This is a genomic window from Shewanella fodinae, from assembly GCF_014651955.1.
In the GTDB taxonomy this organism is placed as follows: domain Bacteria; phylum Pseudomonadota; class Gammaproteobacteria; order Enterobacterales; family Shewanellaceae; genus Shewanella; species Shewanella fodinae.
Genome location: NZ_BMXW01000015.1, coordinates 65,854 through 87,586, shown reverse-complemented (window position 1 = coordinate 87,586; position 21,733 = coordinate 65,854). Strand labels below are relative to the sequence as shown.

Here is a 21,733-nt window from a genome sequence, read left to right as displayed (position 1 = left end):
GCAAAACTCGGCGGTAACCTGTAATTCTTTAGAAAATTCGGACATAAAAAATCGGCCTCAACAATGTTGAGACCGATTATGAAGTCTGCTCAGGATCGTTCAATTACTTAAAGCGATCGGCATTAACCCAGAAGGTGGCCTTTTGCTATCACCGATAATCGTTAATTACTGAGCGTCACCCAACGACAACAGGGTGGCATTACCGCCAATGGCCGTGATGTTATTGGTTCGGGTTTTCTCGGTCATAAAGCGTGGCAGATAGTGTGGGCCGCCGGCTTTGGGACCGGTTCCGGATAATCCCTGACCACCAAATGGCTGCACGCCTACTACCGCACCAATCTGGTTACGATTGATATAAACGTTACCCACATTTACTTTATCGGCAATCTCTAATGCTTGCCCTTCATTCCGGCTATGGATGCCTAATGTCAGCCCAAATCCAGTGCTGTTGATATCATCAATGACTTGCTGGAGTTCGCTGGCTTTGTAACGGATCACATGCAGGATCGGGCCGAAGTTTTCCTTCTCCAGTACTTTGATAGAATTGATTTCCACCGCAGTAGGGGCAACGAAATGACCGTGCTCAAAACCCGCAGGCAGGGCAACCTGTTTGATCAGTTTGCCCGTCTGTTTGATGTGCTCAATATGGGCATTGAGGTTAGCTTTGGCGGCAGCATCAATCACCGGTCCCACATCGGTTTTTAGCTCCCCTGGGTGCCCAAGCGTCAACTCTTCCATAGCGCCTTTGAGGATCTCGATAACGCGCTCTGCAATGTCTTCTTGCACATACAATACTCGCAATGCTGAACAGCGTTGGCCTGCGCTGGTAAAGGCCGAGGCTATCACATCGTTGACCACTTGCTCTGGCTGCGAGGTGGAGTCCACCACCATGGCATTCTGGCCGCCAGTTTCGGCGATTAACGGAATAATGGCGCCTTCACGTTCTGCCAGAGTCCGGTTAATGGCCTTAGCTGTTACAGTGGAACCGGTAAAGCAAACACCGCCAATCCGTGGGTCTGCTGTCAGTGCGGCACCGACTTCAGCCCCTTTACCGGGCAGCAGTTGCAACACATTGACGGGTATTCCGGCTTGGTGAGCCAGTTGTACGGCACGATAACCAATAATGGAGGTCTGTTCGGCAGGCTTTGCTACCACCGTATTGCCAGCCGCCAGTGCCGCTGCAATTTGCCCGAGGAAAATCGCCAGAGGGAAATTCCAAGGACTGATGCAAACAAAGACGCCGCGACCTTGCAGGAATAGTTCATTTAATTCGCCAGTTGGTCCCGGCAGCAGCTCCGGTTTTGCCATCAGTTTTTTGGCTTGAAGTGCGTAATAACGGCAAAAATCCACCGCTTCGCGCACTTCATCAATGCCATCTTGCAGACTCTTGCCTGCTTCGCGGGTACACAAAGCAATTAGCTCTTCACGGTTTTCTTCTAGCAGATCTGCCAGTTTCTGCAATGCTGCAGCGCGGTTTTCGACAGGCGTCCGACACCATTGTGGAAAGGCAGAAACCGCATTTGTGATGGCTTGTTTAACACTAGCACTATCGGCCCACACGACTGTGCCCACTTGCTCTTGAGTGTTATAAGGGCTAACGACTGGTTGTGGGGTGCCGCCCAGGGTTTCTCCGCCTACTAGCGGTCCCGCCTGCCATTGTTGTTGCTGGAAAGGTTCGAGTGCTTTGAAGAACGGCTCGGCTTCAGAGATGATATTCATATTCAGACCTTTGGAGTTCTTGCGCGCATTCCCGTATATGTCTGCGGGCAGCGCGATATTGTTATTGGCCAGCGAGGCGTAATTGCGGGCGGTTACCACTGGGTGTGTGACTAACGATTCGATAGGGGTCTTGGGATCCACCAGCTTGTGCACAAAGGAGGAGTTAGCGCCATTTTCCAGCAAACGGCGAACTAGATAAGGCAGCAGATCTTTATGGGCACCAATCGGTGCATAAATGCGCACTGGCCGCTGACGGTTTTCAGCTAGTAGTGTATCGTACAGCTCCTGTCCCATCCCATGCAGCCGCTGGAACTCAAACTGCCGTTCACCAGCCATATCGCTGATTGCCGCCACGGTTTGGGCATTGTGAGTGGCAAACTGGGGGTAGATGGCGCCTTCAGTACGCGCTGACAACAGGTAACGGGCACAGGCTAAATAAGACAGATCGGTATTTACTTTACGGGTATACAGCGGATAACCGCGCTCACCCGCCTGCTGCGCCCATTTCAGTTCGCTATCCCAGTACGCACCTTTTACTAGGCGCACGGGAATGATATCGCCTTGGGTTTTTGCCAGCTTGGTAATCCATAACAGTACCGGTAAGGTCCGTTTGGAATAAGCTTGTACCACCAGACCTAACAGGCCCCAACCTTTGGCGGCTTCTGACTGATACAGCTGCTGGAACAATTGCAGCGACAATTCCAACCGGTCCACTTCTTCTGCATCAATGGAAATACCTATATTTAGTGCCCGCGCTTGTTCTATCAGTTTGATAACCGTGGCATACAACTCGCTCATCACCCGCGCTTTGTTCGCCACTTCATAACGTGGGTGCAATGCCGACAGTTTGATGGATATTGTGGGCCTGGGCGCGTCGTTTTCATCATATTCTTGTGCGCCTAATTCATTGATAGCGTGGGAGTAATCCGTATAGTACTTCTGCGCGTCCTGCATGGTGAGCGCTGCTTCACCCAACATATCGTAGGAGTGGGTATAGCCTAGTTTTCGTTTGGCTTCGCTGTTTTTCAACGCTTCTTTGACGGTGCGTCCCAGCACAAATTGCTTGCCCATGATTTTCATGGCGGCATACATGGCCTGACGAATTACTGGTTCGCCAAGGCGATTGACCAGTCGTTTCAGCAGATGACTTGGTGTCCCGTCAATATTGCGATCCAGTTTGATAATTTTGCCCGTCAGCATCAGTCCCCAGGTTGAGGCGTTGACTAGCACGGAATCACTTTTTGATAGGTGTTGGTCCCATTTGGCACCGGAGAGTTTATCTTCAATCAAGGCATCGGCGGTTTCGCTGTCAGGGATCCGCAGCAGCGCTTCAGCCAAGCACATCAGGATAATCCCTTCCTGTGTCTCTAGGCTGTATTGTTGTAAAAAGGCATCAATGCCAACCATCATGCCTTTTTTATCGTATTGACGAACTCGGGTAACCAGATCATGTGCCCGCTGAGTAACACGTTCGATAGTGGCATCATCAGCGGGGATAAGTTTCAGTAGATCGGAAAGATATTCTGCTTCGTCAACAATATAGTTGTCACTGATAGCGGAAAATAGATCGTCGAGATTGGCATTATCATAATAGCCAGCCAGTACTTCACTCGCTTTAAACATAATTATCGCTTCCATCCAAGCCGGTTAGGCAGTTAAGGGCTGCGGAGCATCTCAGACGCAAAGGGCGCTTATCGTTGTTGTATACCATTAAGAAGGCGCTTGCGCGCGCCGATTATACAAGTAAAGTGTGAGCTATGGCACTGTCTGGAAATGAAATGTGACAATTGTTTAAAAAGTATGTTTATCAATTGGTGTTACTGCACATATAGAAAGGCCGCTGTTTGAATTCAGCGGCCTGTCAGCAAAATTGTACGCTTTACATCCAGCGATCACGACGGCGCCGTTGCGGCCGTGGCAGATAGACCAGGATCACCCCAAGGATCAGACCTCCTGCCGCGATTAGTCCGCCTTGCTGCCACATATGGAAGCGGGCTGTGTCCTGTATGTTATCTACCTGAGCCAGTGCTGCATCTCTCTCGGTAGTGGCTTTTTGTAACTCTGCTTCAGTTTTACTCAGTTTCGCCTGAAGAGCATCGAGCTCATCTGAGACATTGTTGTTCTGGCTGGAAATTGACTGGAGTTTGGTTTGCGCAGCGGCCAATTGTGTTTCCATATCCGCCATGCGATAGCGCATCGATACCTGTTGCTGTAGTTTATCGGTACGAATCCAGCCTTCACGGCCTTTGTGATCGACAATTTTAGAAAATTCGCCTTCGGTTTCCGGCATCAGCGTAATCTTCTCTCCGGCTTCAATGCTGCCGATAATGCGGTACTGACTGCCCGGACCGCCATGAATATAAATGTAAATATTATCAGAGATATAGCGGGTCTGACCATCAGCCAGTAATGAAGGGGAAAGGAGCAGGGCTCCCATTAGCATCAGCACTCTCAGCACGGTAAATCTTCTCTGTCGCAGAATATTGTCAACATGCTATGGATTTGTGCTTGTCAATGCAAGAGGGAAGTCAGTTGACTTCCCTCATATCTTGCTGATTTACCGCAGATTGCACGGAATAAATTAGTTGAAAATACCTTTGATGGTAAAGAAAAACAGGATAGATAATCCTGCGCCTGCTGGTAAGGTCACCACCCAGGACACGACAATATTACGCACCACCCCAATATTAATCGCAGCAATACCACGGGCCATTCCCACGCCAAGTACCGCGCCCACTAAGGTTTGGGTAGTGGAAATTGGTAAACCTGTACCAGAAGCAATCACCACAGTGCTGGCAGCCGCTAACTCGGCAGCAAAACCACGGCTGGGTGTCAGATGCGTAATATTCTTGCCTATTGTTTGCATAACCCGTTTACCAAAAATCGCCAGACCCAACACAATACCCAGTCCACCCAACGGCAGGATCCACCAAATCAGCGGTGACTTGGCGCTGATAATACCGCCACTGTTGACGACGGAGACCACGGCAGCCAATGGGCCGATAGCGTTAGCAACATCGTTAGAACCATGTGCAAACGCCATACAGCACGCAGTCATCAACATCAGAATGGCAAACACCTTTTCAACGTTATTAAAGTTGGTCTGTTTGCTGGGGGTACTGGAGAGATGCAAGCGGGAGATGGCAATTTTACCGGCGATACCTATGAGCACTGCAATCACTATTGCAAGCATGTAAGCTTCTCCGGTCGAGACTTTAAAACCTACATGCTTAAGCCCTTTGGTAATCGTCACCAGTGACATCACAAAGCCCGCAAACGCCATGTAAAAAGGCACATAACGTTTGGCATTCGCTAGTGGGTTGTCAGTGTTGAATATCAGTTTTTGAACGCTTTGGAAAATGCAGAAGGCGATAAAGCCAGAGATGGCGGGGGTGACTATCCAGGAACCTACGATACCGGTGACCTGACTCCAGGCTACCGAGTCCGGGCCCACTCCCACCGCCGCAAAACCAATGATGGCACCGACGATGGAGTGGGTGGTCGACACCGGCCAGCCAAGGGCCGACGCCACCACCAGCCAGATACCGGCGGCCAATAGTGAGGCAATCATGCCATATACCAGCAACTCAGGTACTTCCGTAAAATAGGAAGGATCAATAATCCCGTTGCGAATGGTGCTGGTCACTTCACCGCCAGCCAGATACGCACCTGCGAATTCGAAGATCATGGCAATAAAAATTGCCTGTTTGATGGTAACGGCGTTAGCCCCTACCGAAGTACCCATCGCGTTGGCTACATCGTTGGCCCCGATGCCCCAAGCCATCAGAAAGCCGAAAACGGCCGCGGTACCTATAAGCCAGGGCCCGCTAGTGATTAATACATCAACCATGCTGTATAACCTTGTATACCTTTTATTATTAGACGCGAGCCAGCATCAGCTCGAGGCGGGAACCTACACGCTCGGCAAGATCTGCCAGGTCTCCTACCCATTCAATAATTTTGTAGAGGAACATGACGTCGATGGGGTTTAACTCCAATTCAATGGCGAATAACTGTCGACGCACCTGGATCTGCAACTCATCGGTGTCTTCTTCCAACACGTCGAGTTCACTGATCATCTTGGCTACCAGATCTACCTCGCGGCCACGAAATCCCGCTTCCAGCAGATCGTCCAGTTCATTAATGGCTTCCTTGGCCAACGCTACTGCATCGAGACAACGTTGCAGATATGCGAGGAAAGGGGTCTGGATGACTTCAGGAACCAATAATTCACGGCCGATGATGCGGCCTGAAATGTCTTTGGCTTTGTTGGCGATTTTGTCCTGTTGGGTTAACAGTTCCAGCAGGTCAGTACGTTCAACCGGCATAAATAAACCGCCGGGGAGGGTGAGACGTATTTCACGTTTCAGATTGTCAGCGTCTTTTTCTTCCTGACTAATTTTCTTCCGGATGGCAACAGCACTGTCCCAATCCTTTGCGAACGTTGCTTCAAAAAAAGGGACCAGCAGCGAAGCACAATCAAAAACCTTATCGATGTGCTCTTGCAGAGGCTTGATCGGCGATTTTGCAAACACGCCTAAAATAGAGTTTACTGGCATAGCCGTTTACCTATTAGCTCATTCCACTATTGGAAACGCGGGCGGAATGGTACCTTAAGCGTCCGCGTATTGAAACTGTGTTTTCACTGAAAATATGACAGCTTTTATACAATTGGGCTATATATCACCCGGCGGAAATATTAAGACAGTTTTATGACAGCAATGTGACACTGTGCTCTCATGATGACGCATTGATGAATTTTTAATGACAAAACAGGTTGTTTTTCCAATGGAAAATGACGGAAATCATACAGAAATTGAACTTAAGTTGTTCATTCTGCCACAGTACCAGCAACCCCTGATCACCTTTCTTAATCAACTTCCCGGCAGTCAAAGCAAAGGTTGCCGCCAATTAACTAACCGTTATTTTGATACGCCGGGGCTGGCATTGCGGCGAATGGATATGGGGCTGCGCGTGCGCGGCTGTGACGGTAACTATGAACAAACTATCAAGACCGCTGGCACTGTAGTGGGAGGCCTGCACTCTAGGCCGGAATATAACATTGATATCAACGGCACAACGCCTGAGCTAGCGTTGTTCCCGGCAGAGATTTGGCCGCAAACACAAGATATTGCGGCATTACAACAGCAGCTACACTGTTTGTTCAGTACCGATTTTCAGCGCCATTGCTGGTGGGTACAAGAAGGTGCCAGCCTTATCGAAGTGGCGCTGGACCAAGGCGTGATTGCCGCTGGCAACCAACGTGAGCCTTTATGTGAGGTGGAATTTGAACTGATTTCCGGTTCGGCCGCCGACCTTTTGCCGTTAGCTCAGAAAGTGGCGCAGCAATTGCCGCTGCGGCTGGGAAAAGCCAGCAAAGCGCAACGCGGCTATCGCCTAGCGCAGCAAGGGCGTGCGCGGCCGTTAGATACTTTGCATGATATCCCCTTGCCTATGGGCGGAGATGTTAACGCCTGTCTGACTGTTATCGTTGAAACCGCTATAGAACGGTGGCAGTTGTTGGAAGAATGGTTACAGCTATCCTTGGATAACGTTGTGCAGCAAGCAGTATTATGGCAGCAACTGCGTGATTGTGTGCGCCTGTTGCGTCTAGTACTGACACAATTTGCCCTGCATAACGATCTAACCCTTAATGGTTTTGCTTGGTTGGAATCGCAGTTGTGTTTTATCGACAATGCGCTTGAACTGGCTTATCTGTGCACTGTGCCAAAGCCATTGCAAGAGGCTGGGCAAGGTCAGGAGATAGCCTTCTTGGCGCAGGCGTCGCTGCAACAGCTGGATTTTGCGGGACACTTACAAGCATTATGGCAGGACAGTCGCTACGGCGTGTTGCAGTTGGCACTGGTCCAGCTGTTATTCGACTTGCAACGGCGACAGGTGTTGCCGTCAGTCACCGAGGATTTACCGAACGTCAGCGGTAAATTGTTGGAAGGCTTCTGGCAGCAGTTGCAGGCGTTCATGTCGGCAAAAGGGGAGGCAACAGCGCAGTATCTTGCGTTAGCCGATGTACTGGAACAAGGGCACTTACTTGGGGTGGTTTTTGGTCATTTGTACCCCAAAGCTGCACGCGATAAATTTTATACACAGTGGCAGGATGTGAACCAACAAATAGTGTTGCTCGGTGCCTGTCGCCGTGCTACGCAGTTGCTGCCTGCCGCTACCGCTGCATTAAATGACATACAGCATGGTTTGGGTTTATCGATTGAACGGTTGTGCCGAGATGCGTTGCGGCAGACACCTTATTGGCGTTGAATCAGCGAGGCGGCAGGTTGCCGCCTTATTTATGCTGCTGCGCTGTCAGTTGTTGTTTGAGGGCAGTGATCTCCTGCAACATCTGCTGCTGGTTATGTTCCATTCGCTGCAGGACATCATCAAGCTGGTGTTTGAATGCTTGTCGTTGGTTTTCCAAATTTTCCTGTTCGTCTGGCGCGACGAACAGGGACGCCATATAACCGGATATCACGCCGAAAAAGCTGACGCCGCAGAGGATCACCAACCCGCCAATCACATGACCAACGGTGGTGACCGGATAAAAATCACCATAACCAACGGTTGAGATAGTCACCAATGACCACCAGATGGCATCTTCCGCAGTTTTAATATTGGCACCGGGTTCGCCGTTTTCTACCAACAATATCAGCACTGAAGCAAATGCCACGATGGTAACCATCGCCAGCAATAGACTGGCCAATGTTGTTTGACGCCGCTGTTTTAACAGTGAGCCCAAGATAGAGCGGCTCATCCGCAGCAGCCGGATAACCCGTAAAATCTGGAATAGTCGGGCAAAGCGCAAGGGTTCTATGGCGGGAATACTGGCGACAAAATCGATCCAGTGTTCTTTTAAAAACAATGATTTGTTATCAGACCTTAGCAGACCAACGAAAAAATTGATCAGGAAGATGCAACAGATACTGGTGTCAATAAAAAACAGTAGTTTACGGGTTTCCTTGTCCATTGGCAGTAACGCCATACACAGGATCAACACCACTGAAAACAGCGATAGCAGCATCATCACCAGTTCGAATGGCGACAACTGAATATTGTTAGCCCAGCGTCCTTTCAATTTCATGCGCGATTCCAGGGGAAAATCTGTGCGGTAACAACAGGGTAGAAAAGTTACCGCGCCCTGTAAATGTCTGGATTACGACTTATCGTCAACAAAGTTAACCAGATCTTCCAGTACCCGCCGTTTGATTTCCAGCTGAGATTCTGGTGGTAAACCGTATTTTTCTGCTAGTTGTACATAATCTTCGGCGCTCAATGAAACAGTCAGCCGTGGTCGTTTAGGCCTTTTAGCCACGCTCAGTCCGAGGATCATGCGGATTTGATCAGATGGGCTTACGCCCGTATCCAGGGCGGCTTTACGGATGGAGTACTGAAAGCGCTCATCCAGGTCAAACGCTACCTGTGTTGCTTTGGCAGCTTTTTGGTTTTGCAGCCATTTCTCTGGAAACGGGTGGTTTTTACTCATCTGGCACTACTCTCCTGGCCAATATTCACAAATATCTGATAACGGGCGGTAAAGGGTCAGCAACACGTCGGTATCTCCGTCTTGATAGACTTCAATATCGACTGCTCTGCTTTCGTCACCATCCAATAACTCGTAGGCTTCAAATGCGTCACCTGGGTTATTTTCCATAAATTGCGACGGTTTACCATGACGATAATCTTGTCGATGAAAATATCCGAATTGGGCAAAGGTAACCTGATGATATTCGTCAGCCAACCACTGTGCATAGGGTTCTGTGGCATCCGTGAGCGGCAATGTGCGAAGAGTGGCTTTACCGGGCTCGTCAAAGATTTCAGCAAATGCGTCTAGGTCAAACAATGCTTCTACTTGTGAGCGATGCAGCTTGATGGAAAATGCCAACCAAGTTTCGTCATCCTGTTCCAGCCCCATATAAACGGCATCACCCGAGTTGCCTTTGAGCACAAACTCAGGTTCTTGGCTATGTTCATATTCGTAGGTATTGATGGCTTCTACCCTGAATTGTTGCCCCCGCAACTGCGGGGGCAGGGCGAAACTATCATCCAGCGTGACCATATCGCCTACACGCAGATCCATCGGCTGTGTGAGCTGACGTGTCACCGGTGCTTCTTTGCCAAACCACTTACCGATAAAGCTCATGAGTTATGAGCCTTTTTTGGCTTTCAGGCGTTCCAGTACATCGTTAGCAGAGGTTTTCTGCTCACCGATACCGGCTTCTGCCAGCTTGGCTTTCAGTGATTTATCACTGTTTTCAGTTTCCAGTTCTTCTGCCGCTTTCAAACGGTCATCAAACTGCTGCTGACGCGCTTTAATGCGTTCCAGTGAATCTTTGGCATTGAGCAGTTTTGAGTTGCTGGAAGCAAATGAGTCGGTGATAGACGCGGTCGCTTTCTGCACGCTCTCGGTGGTTTTCACCATCGATAACTGCCGCTGATAATCCGCCAACTGCCGTTCGGTTTTTTTCACCAGATCTTTCAACCGCGCGGCATGGTCGCTGAAGCTGGCATTGGCAGTCTGTTGTTCTTCTAACTGCTGTTCCAGTTCGGCAATCTTCTGCGCGACTTCCAACGCCAGCGCTTCATTGTGTTTTTCTAGCGCTTGCGTGGCATAACCTTCATGCTCTGCAATGGTGCGTTTTAAGCGTTCAATTTCGCGTGCTGCCTGCATCTCTTTGGCCATCACGTCAGTCAGTTCGCGCTTGGCTTTGGTCAGATGTTTTTCTGCGTCACGGATCTCCTGTTCAAAGATACGGGTGGCATTGGCATCTACGATGTTTTGGCCGATTTCAGTGGCACCGCCACGGAAGGCTGTCAGAATTTTATTCAAAATACCCATGAGTAGGCTCCTTATTTCAAATAGTCGGCCATTTCGTCGATCACTTCCAGACAGTTGTCTGACAGTACCGACAGCTCTTGCTCGATCTCCAGCATGCTGGCATCCAGCGACAGAGCACCAAACAATACATATTTGTCATCAATCTTGGCGAAAGATGACAGTGGCATTGGAATGTTCAACCCCAACATGGTTTCGAACATTTCAGTGCGGCTTTCCTGTACCACTTCATCTTCTCCCCAGAGGTAGCTGATGCACAGGATTTGATTCTCGGTTGCAGACACGAAAATCGGGATCTCTTCACGGCCTACCACGTTGACTTGCAAAACTTCCACATCCCCATCAATGGGATAACAATCGAACCGCTGTCCGGTTGAGCTATTGTCGCCAAGTCCATTCAGGTGGTTGGCAATAGTGTGAATATTCATTATTGTCCTCGCTGACATATTATGTCCGTGATTAAAGATAACACCGGGACATATTATGTCAAGTATTATCTCGCGTTAAAAAGTGGCGACGCCCTGACTGTCGCTCCAAGCTTGCAGATGGTAATGATACAACTGCAATGAGCCTATGGTATTCGCCTGAACCTGATCATTTTTACTGTAAAAATTTTTCGGAAATTCAAACGCTGCTCGGATAAGACCCGGAGTCAGCCAGCTATCATCTACCGGTAGTGTCTGCAATGTTTGTAGGCGACTGCGCGCATCTTTGCCAGTAAGGGTGCCAATGCTCCAGCCCCATTCACCAAAACTGGGCACATTGTGATGATACTGATCGACTTTGAAGCCTGCCAATGCCAAGGTTTTACCAATAGAGATAAACGCTTTGGTGGCGTGGTAGGGGGATGTTGACTGGATTCCGATCGCGCCATCGGCACTGAGCAACTGTGCTAGCTTGCGATAAAACAGGTCGGAATACAGCTTGTTGAGATCGGGATGAGATGGATCCGGGAGATCTACAATAATGGCATCGTATTTACGTCCTTGTTGGATCAGTGTATCAACACCATTAAAGGCATCATTGAACATCACCTGTACTCGCGGATCGTTAAAGGCATTACCGTTTAAGGCCAATAATGCATGAGCCAGCCGTTTTGGCATCTCACTTGGTGGATTCTTAAATAGGGTGACCACCTCTTTATCCAGATCCAATAATGTCACTTGTTGTGGCTGCCATTTATAGATTTGCCGCAGTGCTAAGCCGTCACCGCCACCAATCACTAGCACTTTGTCATGGCGGGCACTAGCCGCCAGTACCGGATGTACCAGATAGGCGTGATAGATGTGTTCGTCAATTGAGGAAAATTGCAGGCGGCCGTTGATGTACATGGAATATACCGGCGGCAGATGGTTGCCCATTAATCGCTCAGTAAATGTTAATTGCTGGAAGCGCGTGGCCTTGCTGTAGATAACATTGTCTTTATACAACAGGTTGTTAAACGATTGCTCCCATATAGGGCCTTTGATTGCCAGCAGTAACAACAACCCCGTTGCCAGCAGGTGCCCAGCTAACAGCCAGTTGGCATGAAGGATCCGCTCGCGGAAACGCAAAATAAACAGTAAGCCTGCCAGCAGGTTAAAGCCTGCGGTGAGTGCCGCCGCTAACTGGGTGTCGAGCGCCAGCATAAAGGCGACCCAGATGGCGGCACCAATGCCCGCACCAATGTAATCGGCACCGTAAATGGTGCCAGCATTGTGCAGCAGATGTTCATCGCTTAATGCCTGGCGCACTCGGGCGATCAGTGGGATTTCCATCCCGATCATCAAGCCCAATAATACACCCCACACATAAGGCAGGTAGACGGCGACAGATTGAAATTTACCGATAAAACCGCCATCCGGCAGTTGATCTGGGGGTAATTCCATGGTCTGGGCGATGAGTTTAGGCAATTCGTGGCCAAAACCGATGACCGCAGCAGTAATGAGTATGGCTAACGAGCCCAGCAGCGCCACACTCAGCTCCAGTCTGGCAAAACCGTCAAACGCTGATTTGATTTTGCGGGCGGCAAAGGCACCAAATCCCATCGAGACGATCATCAGACCGATCATGGTGTAGATAGCAGCTTCCAGTGCTCCCAGGATCCGCCCGGCATAATGCGACAACAGATATTCGTATATGAGACCACAGGCGGCGAGAATGCCCATGATCCCCAGCAGCAGAATGTCGTCGAGTCGGGTCAGGCCATTACGGGTGACGGTTGGAGTATCCGTTGTCACAATTTACGCCATCAAACCGGTTAGGATCAGTGCGACCGCAATACTGATAGCCATTTCTACCGAAGCCAAGCCGATATTCAGTTGCCGCTCTACCTCTTCTGATAAGTCGATTTTGGCCAGCACCAACCACTTCACCACTTTTGTCAGCAACGTTAATACCAGCAGCATAATGATAGAAAACAGCAGCCATCCCAACAGGTTGCTGATATAGGCGGTTGGCGCATAGTCCATAAAGTGGCTGGCGGCATTAAAACTTAGCCCCATAGCAATCATGGTGCCGGCGTGGCGCAACGCCAATGCGGTGTTACCTTCCACCAATGCTTGTTGTAATGATGCGCCCTGATTGCGACGGGAATAGGCAATTTCAAGCCCGCGAGTCAGCAATACCAGCATCAACTGTGATACTGCAAAGGCGCTAAAAATGGCGATGAAGGTGTTGAGTGTCAAGTCTTCTGCCCACAACAACACGGCGCGGATCACCAGTGCTGTCGCTATCGCCGCAGCGGCATCCACAATGGCGACCGAAATATTACCCTTCAGCACTAGTGCATCTTTGTCGAACTGGTTAAGGGCTATTTTGTCATGCAGAAAGCGTCCGAGTTTGATCAGCACTAATCCGCAGATGCCGTAAGCGCTCATACCAATGGCTTCTTGCACGTAGCTGTGTGCTGCAGCCCCGGTAATGGCCCCGGTAAGCACTATGCCTAACGCCGCCACGGCACCAGCAGTGCTGATCCCAAAGGCAAAATTATCACGTACGGCAAGCTCCTCATTACTGTTGACCTTTACGCTCCAACCCTGCATGTAACGCATCAGTGCCAGCAGGATCACCGCAATCCCAAGATCGATGGCAAGGATACCTGCCAGCTGTGATGTGATACCGAATTCCTGAAAGAGTGTCATCTTGATTCCTTTACTGTTGCTGTTTACTTACCGCGACTGATCCCACGGCTGGTGCGGAAACTTGAATTACGGAAACTGCTGTCTTTGGCATAATTAGAGCGGAACTTGCTACTCCCACTGCTACTTTTGGGGGTGCTGATGCTTTGCCGTGACAACGCTGTTGAGCCGGTGCGCGACTTTGCATAGGGGCTGTCGAAACGTTTCCCTTGTGAATCGAAGCGTTTTTTCGTGCGTTGATACAGCTGATCCTGGCTACTGGCTTGTTTGGGCGAAGTGTAGCGGTAGCGGCCGACATCATTGTAATAGCTGTAATCGCGGGCGCGTGACCAGTTGTCGTAATAAATCGGGCGGTTAAAGAGGTTGGAGAACATGGCATACATGCCATACCACTCCCAAAACGAAGTGCCATTGGAACCGCTAGCCCAGTGACCATATGCCGGATTGCCCACCAACTGACTGCCAGGGCCGAAGTTTTGCGCATTGTTGGCAACGGTCGAGGTTTCTTTGCTGACAGCATTGACCCGCGCCAGCTTACCGTTAGACATATCGGCAACCACATTCACCTGATCGGATAGCATGTCGTTGTACTGGCTTGGATCGGTTGCCTGAAAGATATTTTTCAGCTCCTGCAACTGCTCATCCAGACCGGGAAAGTTACTGACACTGCCAGCATCTTGCAGCCGCTGTTTCAGAGAACTGAACATAGGGCCACTGCTGCCACCGTCTTTGGCCATTTCTGTCATCAGCGGTTGCAGGTCGGGCCGTTCAGATGCGAGTATCCGAGTATATTGGGTTAACAGCATGGCGTTGCGTATCTGTCCGTTGTCCAACTGCTGTGATAACTTCTGTAGTCTCTGGCTGTCGAGTTGTTGTAGCTGGGCTATCTGTTCGGGGCGGTCATCACCGCAGGCGGTGAGAGACAACAACATGAGCACTGTGACAATACGGGTGAGTATCCCTGCCATGTTTTCTCCATCATTAGCTGTTCGGCCGGCGTTGTCGCGGAATTTACCGGGAGCATAGGCCGGACCGTCAAGTTGGTGTAATCTGTGCACGAGGCAATTCCGTATATTAACAGTACCTTGCCGCAAAGATTACGGTTCGCTTGCGTGGGGCAAGCCACAATGGGATTATCTATAACACCTTTGACATAATATGTCGAATTCAATTTCATACACTGGGAGCAATATGGGGACAACCACAGGCGAATTAAAGCCTTTTCATCCACTTCTCGAACAGGTTGCAGATAAACAGCTGCAACAGTTACAAAGCCGCTGGCCGGACTTAGAGACAGGGTTGACCCCAGAACAACGGCACGAACTAAAGCAAGTCTTGGGGCTAAGCGATTTTGTGGCGGAACAACTATGTCGTCATCCCGAGTGGCTGTCCGAGTTTTTTACGGAGGACTTTGCCAAGCCTGAGCGGCAATTTTTTGGTGAGCAATTGCAGCAGTTGCTGCATGACATCACCGATGAGGAGCAGGCGAAGCATATTCTGCGGTTGTATCGCAACAAGCAGATGACCCGTCTGGCCTGGCGTGACTTTATGGGGCGAGCAGCGCTTGAGTCATCGTTGTTGGATCTGTCAGTGCTGGCAGAAGCGTTAATCATTGCGGCACGTGACTGGTTATATGATGAGATGTGTCGTGCCCTTGGCACGCCCTGTGACAAACAGGGGCAGCCACAGCCCTTGATGATCCTGGGAATGGGAAAACTTGGCGGGCGTGAACTGAATTTTTCCTCCGATATCGATTTAATTTTTACCTTCCCGGAACACGGTGAAACTCAAGGCGGTAGACGTACTCTGGATAACCAACAGTTTTTTATCCGTATGGGGCAACGGTTGGTGAATCTGCTCGGTCAGGTGACCGCTGATGGTTTTGTGTTTCGGGTCGATATGCGCTTGCGGCCTTACGGTGATAGTGGGCCATTAGTGGTTAGTTACAGTGCCCTAGAAGACTACTATCAGGAGCAAGGGCGTGAGTGGGAACGCTATGCCATGGTTAAGGCACGGGCGTTGGGGCCTTGGAATCGATTCTCCGATCAGCTGCATGATCTGTTACGCCCTTTTGTTTACCGGCGTTACATCGATTTCTCGGCAATAGATTCTTTGCGGCGGATGAAAGCGCTGATTGCCCAGGAAGTGAGACGTCGCCAGCTTACCGACAATATCAAGCTCGGGGCGGGGGGGATCCGTGAAGTAGAATTCGTGGTGCAGAGTTTTCAATTGATCCGTGGTGGTCGCGAACCCGCTCTACGGGTGCAGAACCTGTTTACCGCGCTCAAAACCCTCTATGAGTTAGGGCAGATGGATTACCTAGCGGTTGAGGAACTGCGACAAAGCTATCAGCTGTTGCGGCGGGTGGAAAACTTGTTGCAGGCGATTGCCGATAAGCAGACACAGACGTTACCTGATAACCCGCTTGACTGGCAGCGGTTGTGTTATGCGCTGGATATTCCAGAGGAAGCGCAACTGCTTGACGCTATCAATACGGCGATGCGTAGCGTCCATCGACATTTTCGCGCCGCCGTTGGTGGTGAAGAAAGCAAAGATGTGGTTAATGATTGCTGGACTGTACAGCTATGGAGTTGTCAGACCCCAGAGTTAGCACAAGCCATGTTGGCCGAGCATGGTATCGAAGATACAGATTTTGCCCCGTTATTGCGCAGTTGGTGTGACAACATCAGTCATCGCACCATCGGTCCGCGAGGTCGTGAAACGCTCGATAAACTGATGCCGAAGCTGTTGGAAGAGATCGGCTTGCAACCGTTGCCATCGCAGGCATTGAAACCGGTGTTAGGCGTGTTGGAGCAAATTCTCACCCGCACTACCTACTTGGAATTATTGTACGAAAATCCTGGAGCGCGACAGCAGTTGATCAGCTTGTGCCTTGCCAGCCCTTGGATAGCCTCCGAATTGGCACGTTTCCCGGTACTGCTGGATGAACTGATTGATCCGGCGCAGTTATATAACACCACCTCATTAGATGATTATGCCAGTGAGCTGCGTCAGTATCTGTTGCGCATCCCCGAAGATGATCTGGAACAGCAGATGGAAGCATTGCGGCAGTTCAAACTGTCACAGCAACTGAAGATTGCTGCTGCAGATGTCACCGGCGTACTGCCGATAATGGAAGTCAGTGATCATCTGACCTTCCTTGCTGAAGCCATTATTGAGCAAGTGGTACAACAGGCATGGCAACAGGTGACTGCGCGTCACGGTGCGCCTGTAGGCTTGGCATCGGGGCAAACCGGCTTTGCGGTGGTGGGTTACGGTAAACTAGGTGGCATTGAACTGGGTTATGGTTCAGATCTGGATTTAGTCTTCCTGCATCATGGTCAAAGCGGCACGGTTACCAATGGTGAGCGGCCACTGGATGTCGGGCATTTTTATGTGAAACTGGCACAAAGGATCCAACACCTGTTTACCACTCGCACGGTTTCCGGCACCTTGTATGATGTCGATTTACGATTAAGGCCTTCCGGCGCATCGGGTCTGCTGGTCAGCAGTATTGAGGCATTCTCCGATTATCAGTTTAATGAAGCTTGGACTTGGGAACATCAGGCATTAGTGCGCGCCCGCTTTATTTATGGTGATAACAGTCTGGCGCAGCGTTTTGTGGAAATCCGTAATCAGGTATTGCAGCAACCCAGAGAGCCGCAGCAACTGGCGCGCGATGTTCGGGAGATGCGACAGAAGATGCGCGAGCATCTGTTAAAGGCGCCATCTGGAATGTTCGACCTCAAGCAGAGTGCGGGAGGTATCACGGATATTGAGTTTATCGCCCAATTCCTGGTGCTGGCTCATGCTCATGAGCATCCTGAACTGTGTATGTGGTCAGACAATGTGCGAATATTTGAAGTCTTGGCCGATCTAGAACTGTTGCCTACTATGACTGCACAATTGTTGACCCAGGTATATTGTCAGTTGCGTGATGATAACCATCGACTGACACTTGCCGGAAAGCCGGGCCAGTTGGCTGTGGCAGACGTGGCGCCTCAGGTTAAGCAGGTCAGCGAGATTTATGCGCAGGTGCTGCAATCGAATGATGCTCAGTCATCAGCGGGTCAATGATGGCGGCAATAACCAAGGATGTGTATGAACAGCCGTTCCCCTTTTGAAACATTTCGCTGGCATTCGGAAATATTTGCATGTTACAGCAATGATATCGAGCAATTTGAACGCCAGTTGTTGCAAGAAACCACTCGACTAAGGCTAAAACCTCGAGTGCTTGGGCATATTGATGGTTGGCCGCTGCAGTTGTGGCAATCGCCATCTGCCAGGGCCGGGCTACCATCGGTATTGATCAGTAGTGGTTTCCATGGTGAGGAAGCGGCTGGCCCTTGGGGCATGTTGCATTTCATGTCGGAGTTGTCAGAAGCGCTGTTCGACCAAGTGAACCTAACGCTATTACCACTGGCCAATCCCACGGGATTCAGTAAGGGCCATCGATTTAATCGGTTTGGGGATAATCCCAATCGTGGTTATCTATCGGTAGGTGATGGTGCACAACCTTCCGTGGAAGGAAAGTTGCTGTTGGCGCACGGACAATTACTACAAGCGGCCAGCCGCGACGGTATCCTCACTTGCCATGAAGATGTACTGTCACAACAAACTTATCTGTATGCTTTTGAACCTAGGCAACAGCCTGGTGCCTTTAGCCAAGGATTATTGTCAGCATTGGCAAACTATTTCCCGATCACCGAAGCGACGGCTATCGACGGTTGTCCCGTACAGGAAGGGATTATATTTAACCATTTTGATAGTTCATTTGAAGCCTGGTTGGTGCGCAGTGGTGCCAAGAATGGTGCTTGTAGCGAAACGCCAGCCAAAGCCAATTTTGATCGGCGTATCCTTGCGAACAGCGCGGTGATGCAGCAGTTCATCACTGCCTTATGTGCATAAAAACGCCCGCATTTAGCGGGCGTGCTCTAGGCAAGTTTAAGGATTGATACGGATGGGAATACCGCTGCGATCATCCAACACTCTTTTTAACACCAGAGAGTCGGTATCATGCTGGGCAATAAACCGGCTGATTTTTGGGGTTAACTGCAATACTGTTGGTTCTGCCGAGTTGAATTCCGCTTCCGTACGTGACAGCGGATTATGTACCTCTAACCAGCGACTGCCATCGGGTTCCAGAGATGTTTTAATGGGTTGGTTGACAAACTGCACACGGGTACCCACTGGAACAGATTTAAACAGATGTTCGATATCGTTGTTGCGCAGTCGCACACAGCCGTGGCTTACGCGTAAACCAATACCAAAACTGGCGTTGGTACCGTGAATCGCATAGAGGCGGCCAACATAAAGTGCATAGAGTCCCATGGGGTTATCTGGGCCTGCTGGCCATACCGGCGGTAAAGTTTCCCCTTTCGCTGCGTACTCTTTACGCATGGCAGCGGTGGGCGTCCAGGTGGGGCCAGCTTTCTTGCGTTGTACCTTAGTGACCCAATTTTCTGGTGTATCTTTACCTAACTGACCAATACCGATGGGTAATACTTCTACGGTATTGCGCTCTTTGTGATAGTAATAAAGGCGCATTTCTGCCACGTTGATCACTATGCCTTCCATGGGGGCATCTGGCAGGATCAGTTTATGCGGGATTAACAAAGTGCTACGCGGCAGTGGCAGAAAAGGATCTACCCCAGGATTGGCTTCCAGCATGTTGGTAAGCCCTAACTGGAAATCAGCGGCAATCCCTTCAAGGGTCATTTTTTTATCGGGAACAACATAATATTCATTACGACCGATAAGACGACTGCCATCTGCAGGTAGCTTATACTCAAGCGCTACTGCATTGACACAAAATATCATCAGGCCCAGTGACAGGGCAGTACAAAACAAATTACGCATAGGATTTTTGGTTTTCACCTGCTGAAAGTAATCGCTGATTTTTACAACCCGAAGCGGGGATCCTTCCCTATTTATTATGGAATTTCAACCGGGCGAGGCATTTTAGTGAAATTCTAGGGGAAACTACAGAGGTTGCGGCAGATATTCTATGTACAGCATCAGTGACTACCAACGGACATTGAAACATCACTAAAATATCGTTAATGGATGTTAACTACCTAATTTGCGAAAAAACTGTGAAAAATTACAATGTTTGTATCGATAAAGACAACTATCTGCGCTGGATAATGAAAAATCTGCAGAAAAAATCATTTTAATAACTGAAAGTTATTATTGCGGCATGATATAGTCTTTCAAGTCATATTCAATGCGCCACAACGTCATCGAAAGTGACCTTTTGCGGGTTAATATCGGGCTGAATGTGTGGGAAAAGGAGGGCGTTTTGGACGCAAACACGATCAACAGTATTTTTCTCATTGGTGCTCTACTCACGGCGATTAGTGTCTTGGTCAGCCCGGTCTCGTCGCGCCTTGGGATCCCAATTCTGGTCGTGTTTCTGGCAGTCGGAATTTTGGCCGGAGAAGATGGTCCTGGGGGTATCGTCTTTGATGATTACTCCACTGCTTACATGATCAGTAATTTGGCGTTGGCGGTTATTTTGCTCGACGGTGGTATGCGCACCCGTGTGGCGAGTTTTCGGGTGGCTTTATGGCCCGCACTGTCTCTGGCGACAGTGGGCGTGGTGGTAACGACCGGGCTTACTGGTATGTTGGCGGCGTGGTTGTTTAATCTACAACCTTTGCAGGGATTACTGGTAGGCGCCATTGTTGGATCTACCGATGCGGCGGCAGTGTTCAGTCTGTTGAAAGGGCGCAGCATCAACGAGCGTGTTGGCGCAACACTGGAGATTGAATCCGGTAGTAACGACCCGATGGCGGTATTTCTTACGGTCACGCTGATCGCCATTCTAGCCAATGTGAATAAAGAAGGTGTATCCGCAGGATTTTTGGCGCTGAATTTTGTCAAGCAGTTTGGTTTTGGTGCTTTATTTGGATTCGGTGGTGGCTGGTTGATCTGGCTGGCGGTGAACCGTACCCAATTAGCCGATGGCTTATATTCGATCTTAGTTTTGAGTGGTGGATTAATCGTCTACGCCATTTCAAACGCGCTCGGTGGCAGTGGCATTTTATCCATCTATCTGGTTGGGCTATTGCTTGGTAACCGTGCGACTCGAGGCAAACATTCGATTCTCAACGTGCTGGATGGTATGACTTGGCTGGCGCAGATTGGCATGTTCCTCGTGTTAGGGCTGTTACTGACGCCTTCTGAGCTAACGGATATCTGGTTGCCTGGGCTCTTGTTGGCCTTCGGCATGATTTTTATTGCCAGGCCCATCGCGGTATGGATAAGTTTGTGGCCGTTTCGTAGTTTCCAGCCGCGAGAATTACATTTCATCTCTTGGGTCGGGTTGCGGGGCGCTGTGCCGATTATTCTGGCGGTGTTCCCTATGATGGCGGGGCTGCCTAATGCGCAGTTGTACTTTAATCTGGCATTTTTCGTGGTATTGGTCTCGTTGTTATTACAGGGCAGTACACTGACATCCGCCGCTCGCATGGCAAAAATTGAATTACCGCCAAAGCCTGAACCAATATCTCGTTCAGGTATTGAGATATATCCGACCAGCGAATGGGAAATTTTTGTCTATCGGCTCAGTGCCAACAAGTGGTGTATTGGTGAGCCGTTGCGCCATCTGGCGATGCCGAACGGAACCCGTATTGCAGCGGTTTTTCGGCAACATGAGCTAATGCATCCGTCAGGCAGTACGCGGCTGGAAGCCGATGATATTCTGTGTGTATTGGCACAGGAAAAGGATCTGGGACCGCTCAGCCAGTTGTTCAGTGAAGCGCCGCAAAAGCAAGATCTGCCGCGTTTTTTCGGGGATTTCTTTATTGCGATGGATGTACAATTGGCGGATATGGCCCCAATTTATGGTTTCACGCTGGATGACGCCCATATCGGTATGAGCGTGGATGACCTAGTGCACGAGCAATTGAGCAGTTCTCCTGTGATTGGGGATCAATTTACTTGGCAAGGGATTGGTTGGATTGTGGCGGATGTGCAGGATGGACAGGTGATGCGCGTTGGTATTCGTCTACCTACGCCAGATCTTTAACAACGGCATCTAAGGCACCGT

Annotated in this window: 17 protein-coding genes; 4 read left to right on the top strand and 13 right to left on the bottom strand. The window is 49.9% G+C overall.

The window, feature by feature from the left end; genetic code table 11:
* Window positions 1-165 precede the first annotated feature (165 nt).
* From putA to IE064_RS13530, 4 genes are all read right to left on the bottom strand, one after another.
* Window positions 166-3,357 (bottom strand): bifunctional proline dehydrogenase/L-glutamate gamma-semialdehyde dehydrogenase PutA, encoded by a 3,192-nt coding sequence (putA, locus tag IE064_RS13545; protein WP_189618230.1) that lies wholly within the window; start codon window positions 3,355-3,357, stop codon window positions 166-168.
* A gap of 241 nt (window positions 3,358-3,598) precedes the next feature.
* Window positions 3,599-4,156, bottom strand: a complete 558-nt coding sequence (locus tag IE064_RS13540) for a TIGR04211 family SH3 domain-containing protein (protein ID WP_229800053.1) — start codon at window positions 4,154-4,156, stop codon at window positions 3,599-3,601.
* Window positions 4,157-4,300: 144 nt separating this feature from the next.
* Window positions 4,301-5,569 (bottom strand): inorganic phosphate transporter, encoded by a 1,269-nt coding sequence (locus IE064_RS13535; protein ID WP_133037871.1) that lies wholly within the window; start codon window positions 5,567-5,569, stop codon window positions 4,301-4,303.
* Window positions 5,570-5,597: 28 nt separating this feature from the next.
* Window positions 5,598-6,278 carry a TIGR00153 family protein gene (locus IE064_RS13530; protein ID WP_133037870.1) on the bottom strand — a complete coding sequence of 227 codons (681 nt, stop codon included), beginning with the start codon at window positions 6,276-6,278 and terminating at the stop codon, window positions 5,598-5,600.
* A 205-nt stretch (window positions 6,279-6,483) separates the two neighbouring features.
* Between IE064_RS13530 and IE064_RS13525 the strand changes: the two genes are divergently transcribed.
* Window positions 6,484-7,992 (top strand): CYTH domain-containing protein, encoded by a 1,509-nt coding sequence (locus tag IE064_RS13525; protein ID WP_189618228.1) that lies wholly within the window; start codon window positions 6,484-6,486, stop codon window positions 7,990-7,992.
* 25 nt (window positions 7,993-8,017) lie between these two features.
* Here the strand turns inward: IE064_RS13525 and IE064_RS13520 are convergent, their stop codons facing one another.
* The 8 genes from IE064_RS13520 to IE064_RS13485 all read right to left on the bottom strand — a co-directional run bounded on the left by IE064_RS13520 (window position 8,018) and on the right by IE064_RS13485 (window position 14,648).
* A complete protein-coding gene (locus tag IE064_RS13520; RefSeq protein ID WP_133037868.1) occupies window positions 8,018-8,809 on the bottom strand; it encodes an ion transporter in 792 nt (263 codons plus the stop codon).
* A gap of 72 nt (window positions 8,810-8,881) precedes the next feature.
* Window positions 8,882-9,211, bottom strand: coding sequence for a hypothetical protein (locus tag IE064_RS13515; RefSeq protein ID WP_133037867.1), 330 nt, complete (start codon window positions 9,209-9,211; stop codon window positions 8,882-8,884).
* A 6-nt stretch (window positions 9,212-9,217) separates the two neighbouring features.
* Complete coding sequence (locus IE064_RS13510) at window positions 9,218-9,868, bottom strand: hypothetical protein (protein ID WP_189618227.1); 651 nt, start codon at window positions 9,866-9,868, stop codon at window positions 9,218-9,220.
* 3 nt (window positions 9,869-9,871) lie between these two features.
* Complete coding sequence (locus IE064_RS13505) at window positions 9,872-10,564, bottom strand: PspA/IM30 family protein (protein ID WP_189618226.1); 693 nt, start codon at window positions 10,562-10,564, stop codon at window positions 9,872-9,874.
* An 11-nt stretch (window positions 10,565-10,575) separates the two neighbouring features.
* Entirely contained in the window at window positions 10,576-10,989 is a 414-nt protein-coding gene (locus tag IE064_RS13500) for a YjfI family protein (RefSeq protein ID WP_189618225.1), read from the bottom strand.
* A gap of 75 nt (window positions 10,990-11,064) precedes the next feature.
* Window positions 11,065-12,780: a polyamine aminopropyltransferase gene (locus IE064_RS13495; protein ID WP_229800052.1), complete on the bottom strand. Its 1,716-nt coding sequence runs from the start codon at window positions 12,778-12,780 to the stop codon at window positions 11,065-11,067.
* Between the two features lie 3 nt (window positions 12,781-12,783).
* Window positions 12,784-13,683 (bottom strand): DUF350 domain-containing protein, encoded by a 900-nt coding sequence (locus tag IE064_RS13490; RefSeq protein WP_133037863.1) that lies wholly within the window; start codon window positions 13,681-13,683, stop codon window positions 12,784-12,786.
* A gap of 23 nt (window positions 13,684-13,706) precedes the next feature.
* The gene (locus IE064_RS13485) at window positions 13,707-14,648 is read right to left on the bottom strand and encodes a hypothetical protein (protein WP_189618234.1); all 942 of its coding nucleotides are present in this window, start codon (window positions 14,646-14,648) and stop codon (window positions 13,707-13,709) included.
* A gap of 223 nt (window positions 14,649-14,871) precedes the next feature.
* Between IE064_RS13485 and glnE the strand changes: the two genes are divergently transcribed.
* Together glnE and IE064_RS13475 are read left to right on the top strand one after the other, a co-directional pair.
* Window positions 14,872-17,757: a bifunctional [glutamate--ammonia ligase]-adenylyl-L-tyrosine phosphorylase/[glutamate--ammonia-ligase] adenylyltransferase gene (glnE, locus tag IE064_RS13480; protein ID WP_189618224.1), complete on the top strand. Its 2,886-nt coding sequence runs from the start codon at window positions 14,872-14,874 to the stop codon at window positions 17,755-17,757.
* Between the two features lie 24 nt (window positions 17,758-17,781).
* Window positions 17,782-18,588 carry an N-acetyl-ornithine deacetylase gene (locus IE064_RS13475; protein ID WP_189618223.1) on the top strand — a complete coding sequence of 269 codons (807 nt, stop codon included), beginning with the start codon at window positions 17,782-17,784 and terminating at the stop codon, window positions 18,586-18,588.
* 36 nt (window positions 18,589-18,624) lie between these two features.
* On the opposite strand, the gene IE064_RS13470 is transcribed toward IE064_RS13475, so the two are convergent.
* Complete coding sequence (locus tag IE064_RS13470) at window positions 18,625-19,539, bottom strand: L,D-transpeptidase family protein (RefSeq protein ID WP_133037983.1); 915 nt, start codon at window positions 19,537-19,539, stop codon at window positions 18,625-18,627.
* Between the two features lie 442 nt (window positions 19,540-19,981).
* Between IE064_RS13470 and IE064_RS13465 the strand changes: the two genes are divergently transcribed.
* Window positions 19,982-21,712: a potassium/proton antiporter gene (locus IE064_RS13465; protein WP_189618222.1), complete on the top strand. Its 1,731-nt coding sequence runs from the start codon at window positions 19,982-19,984 to the stop codon at window positions 21,710-21,712.
* The last annotated feature ends 21 nt before the right edge of the window (window positions 21,713-21,733 follow it).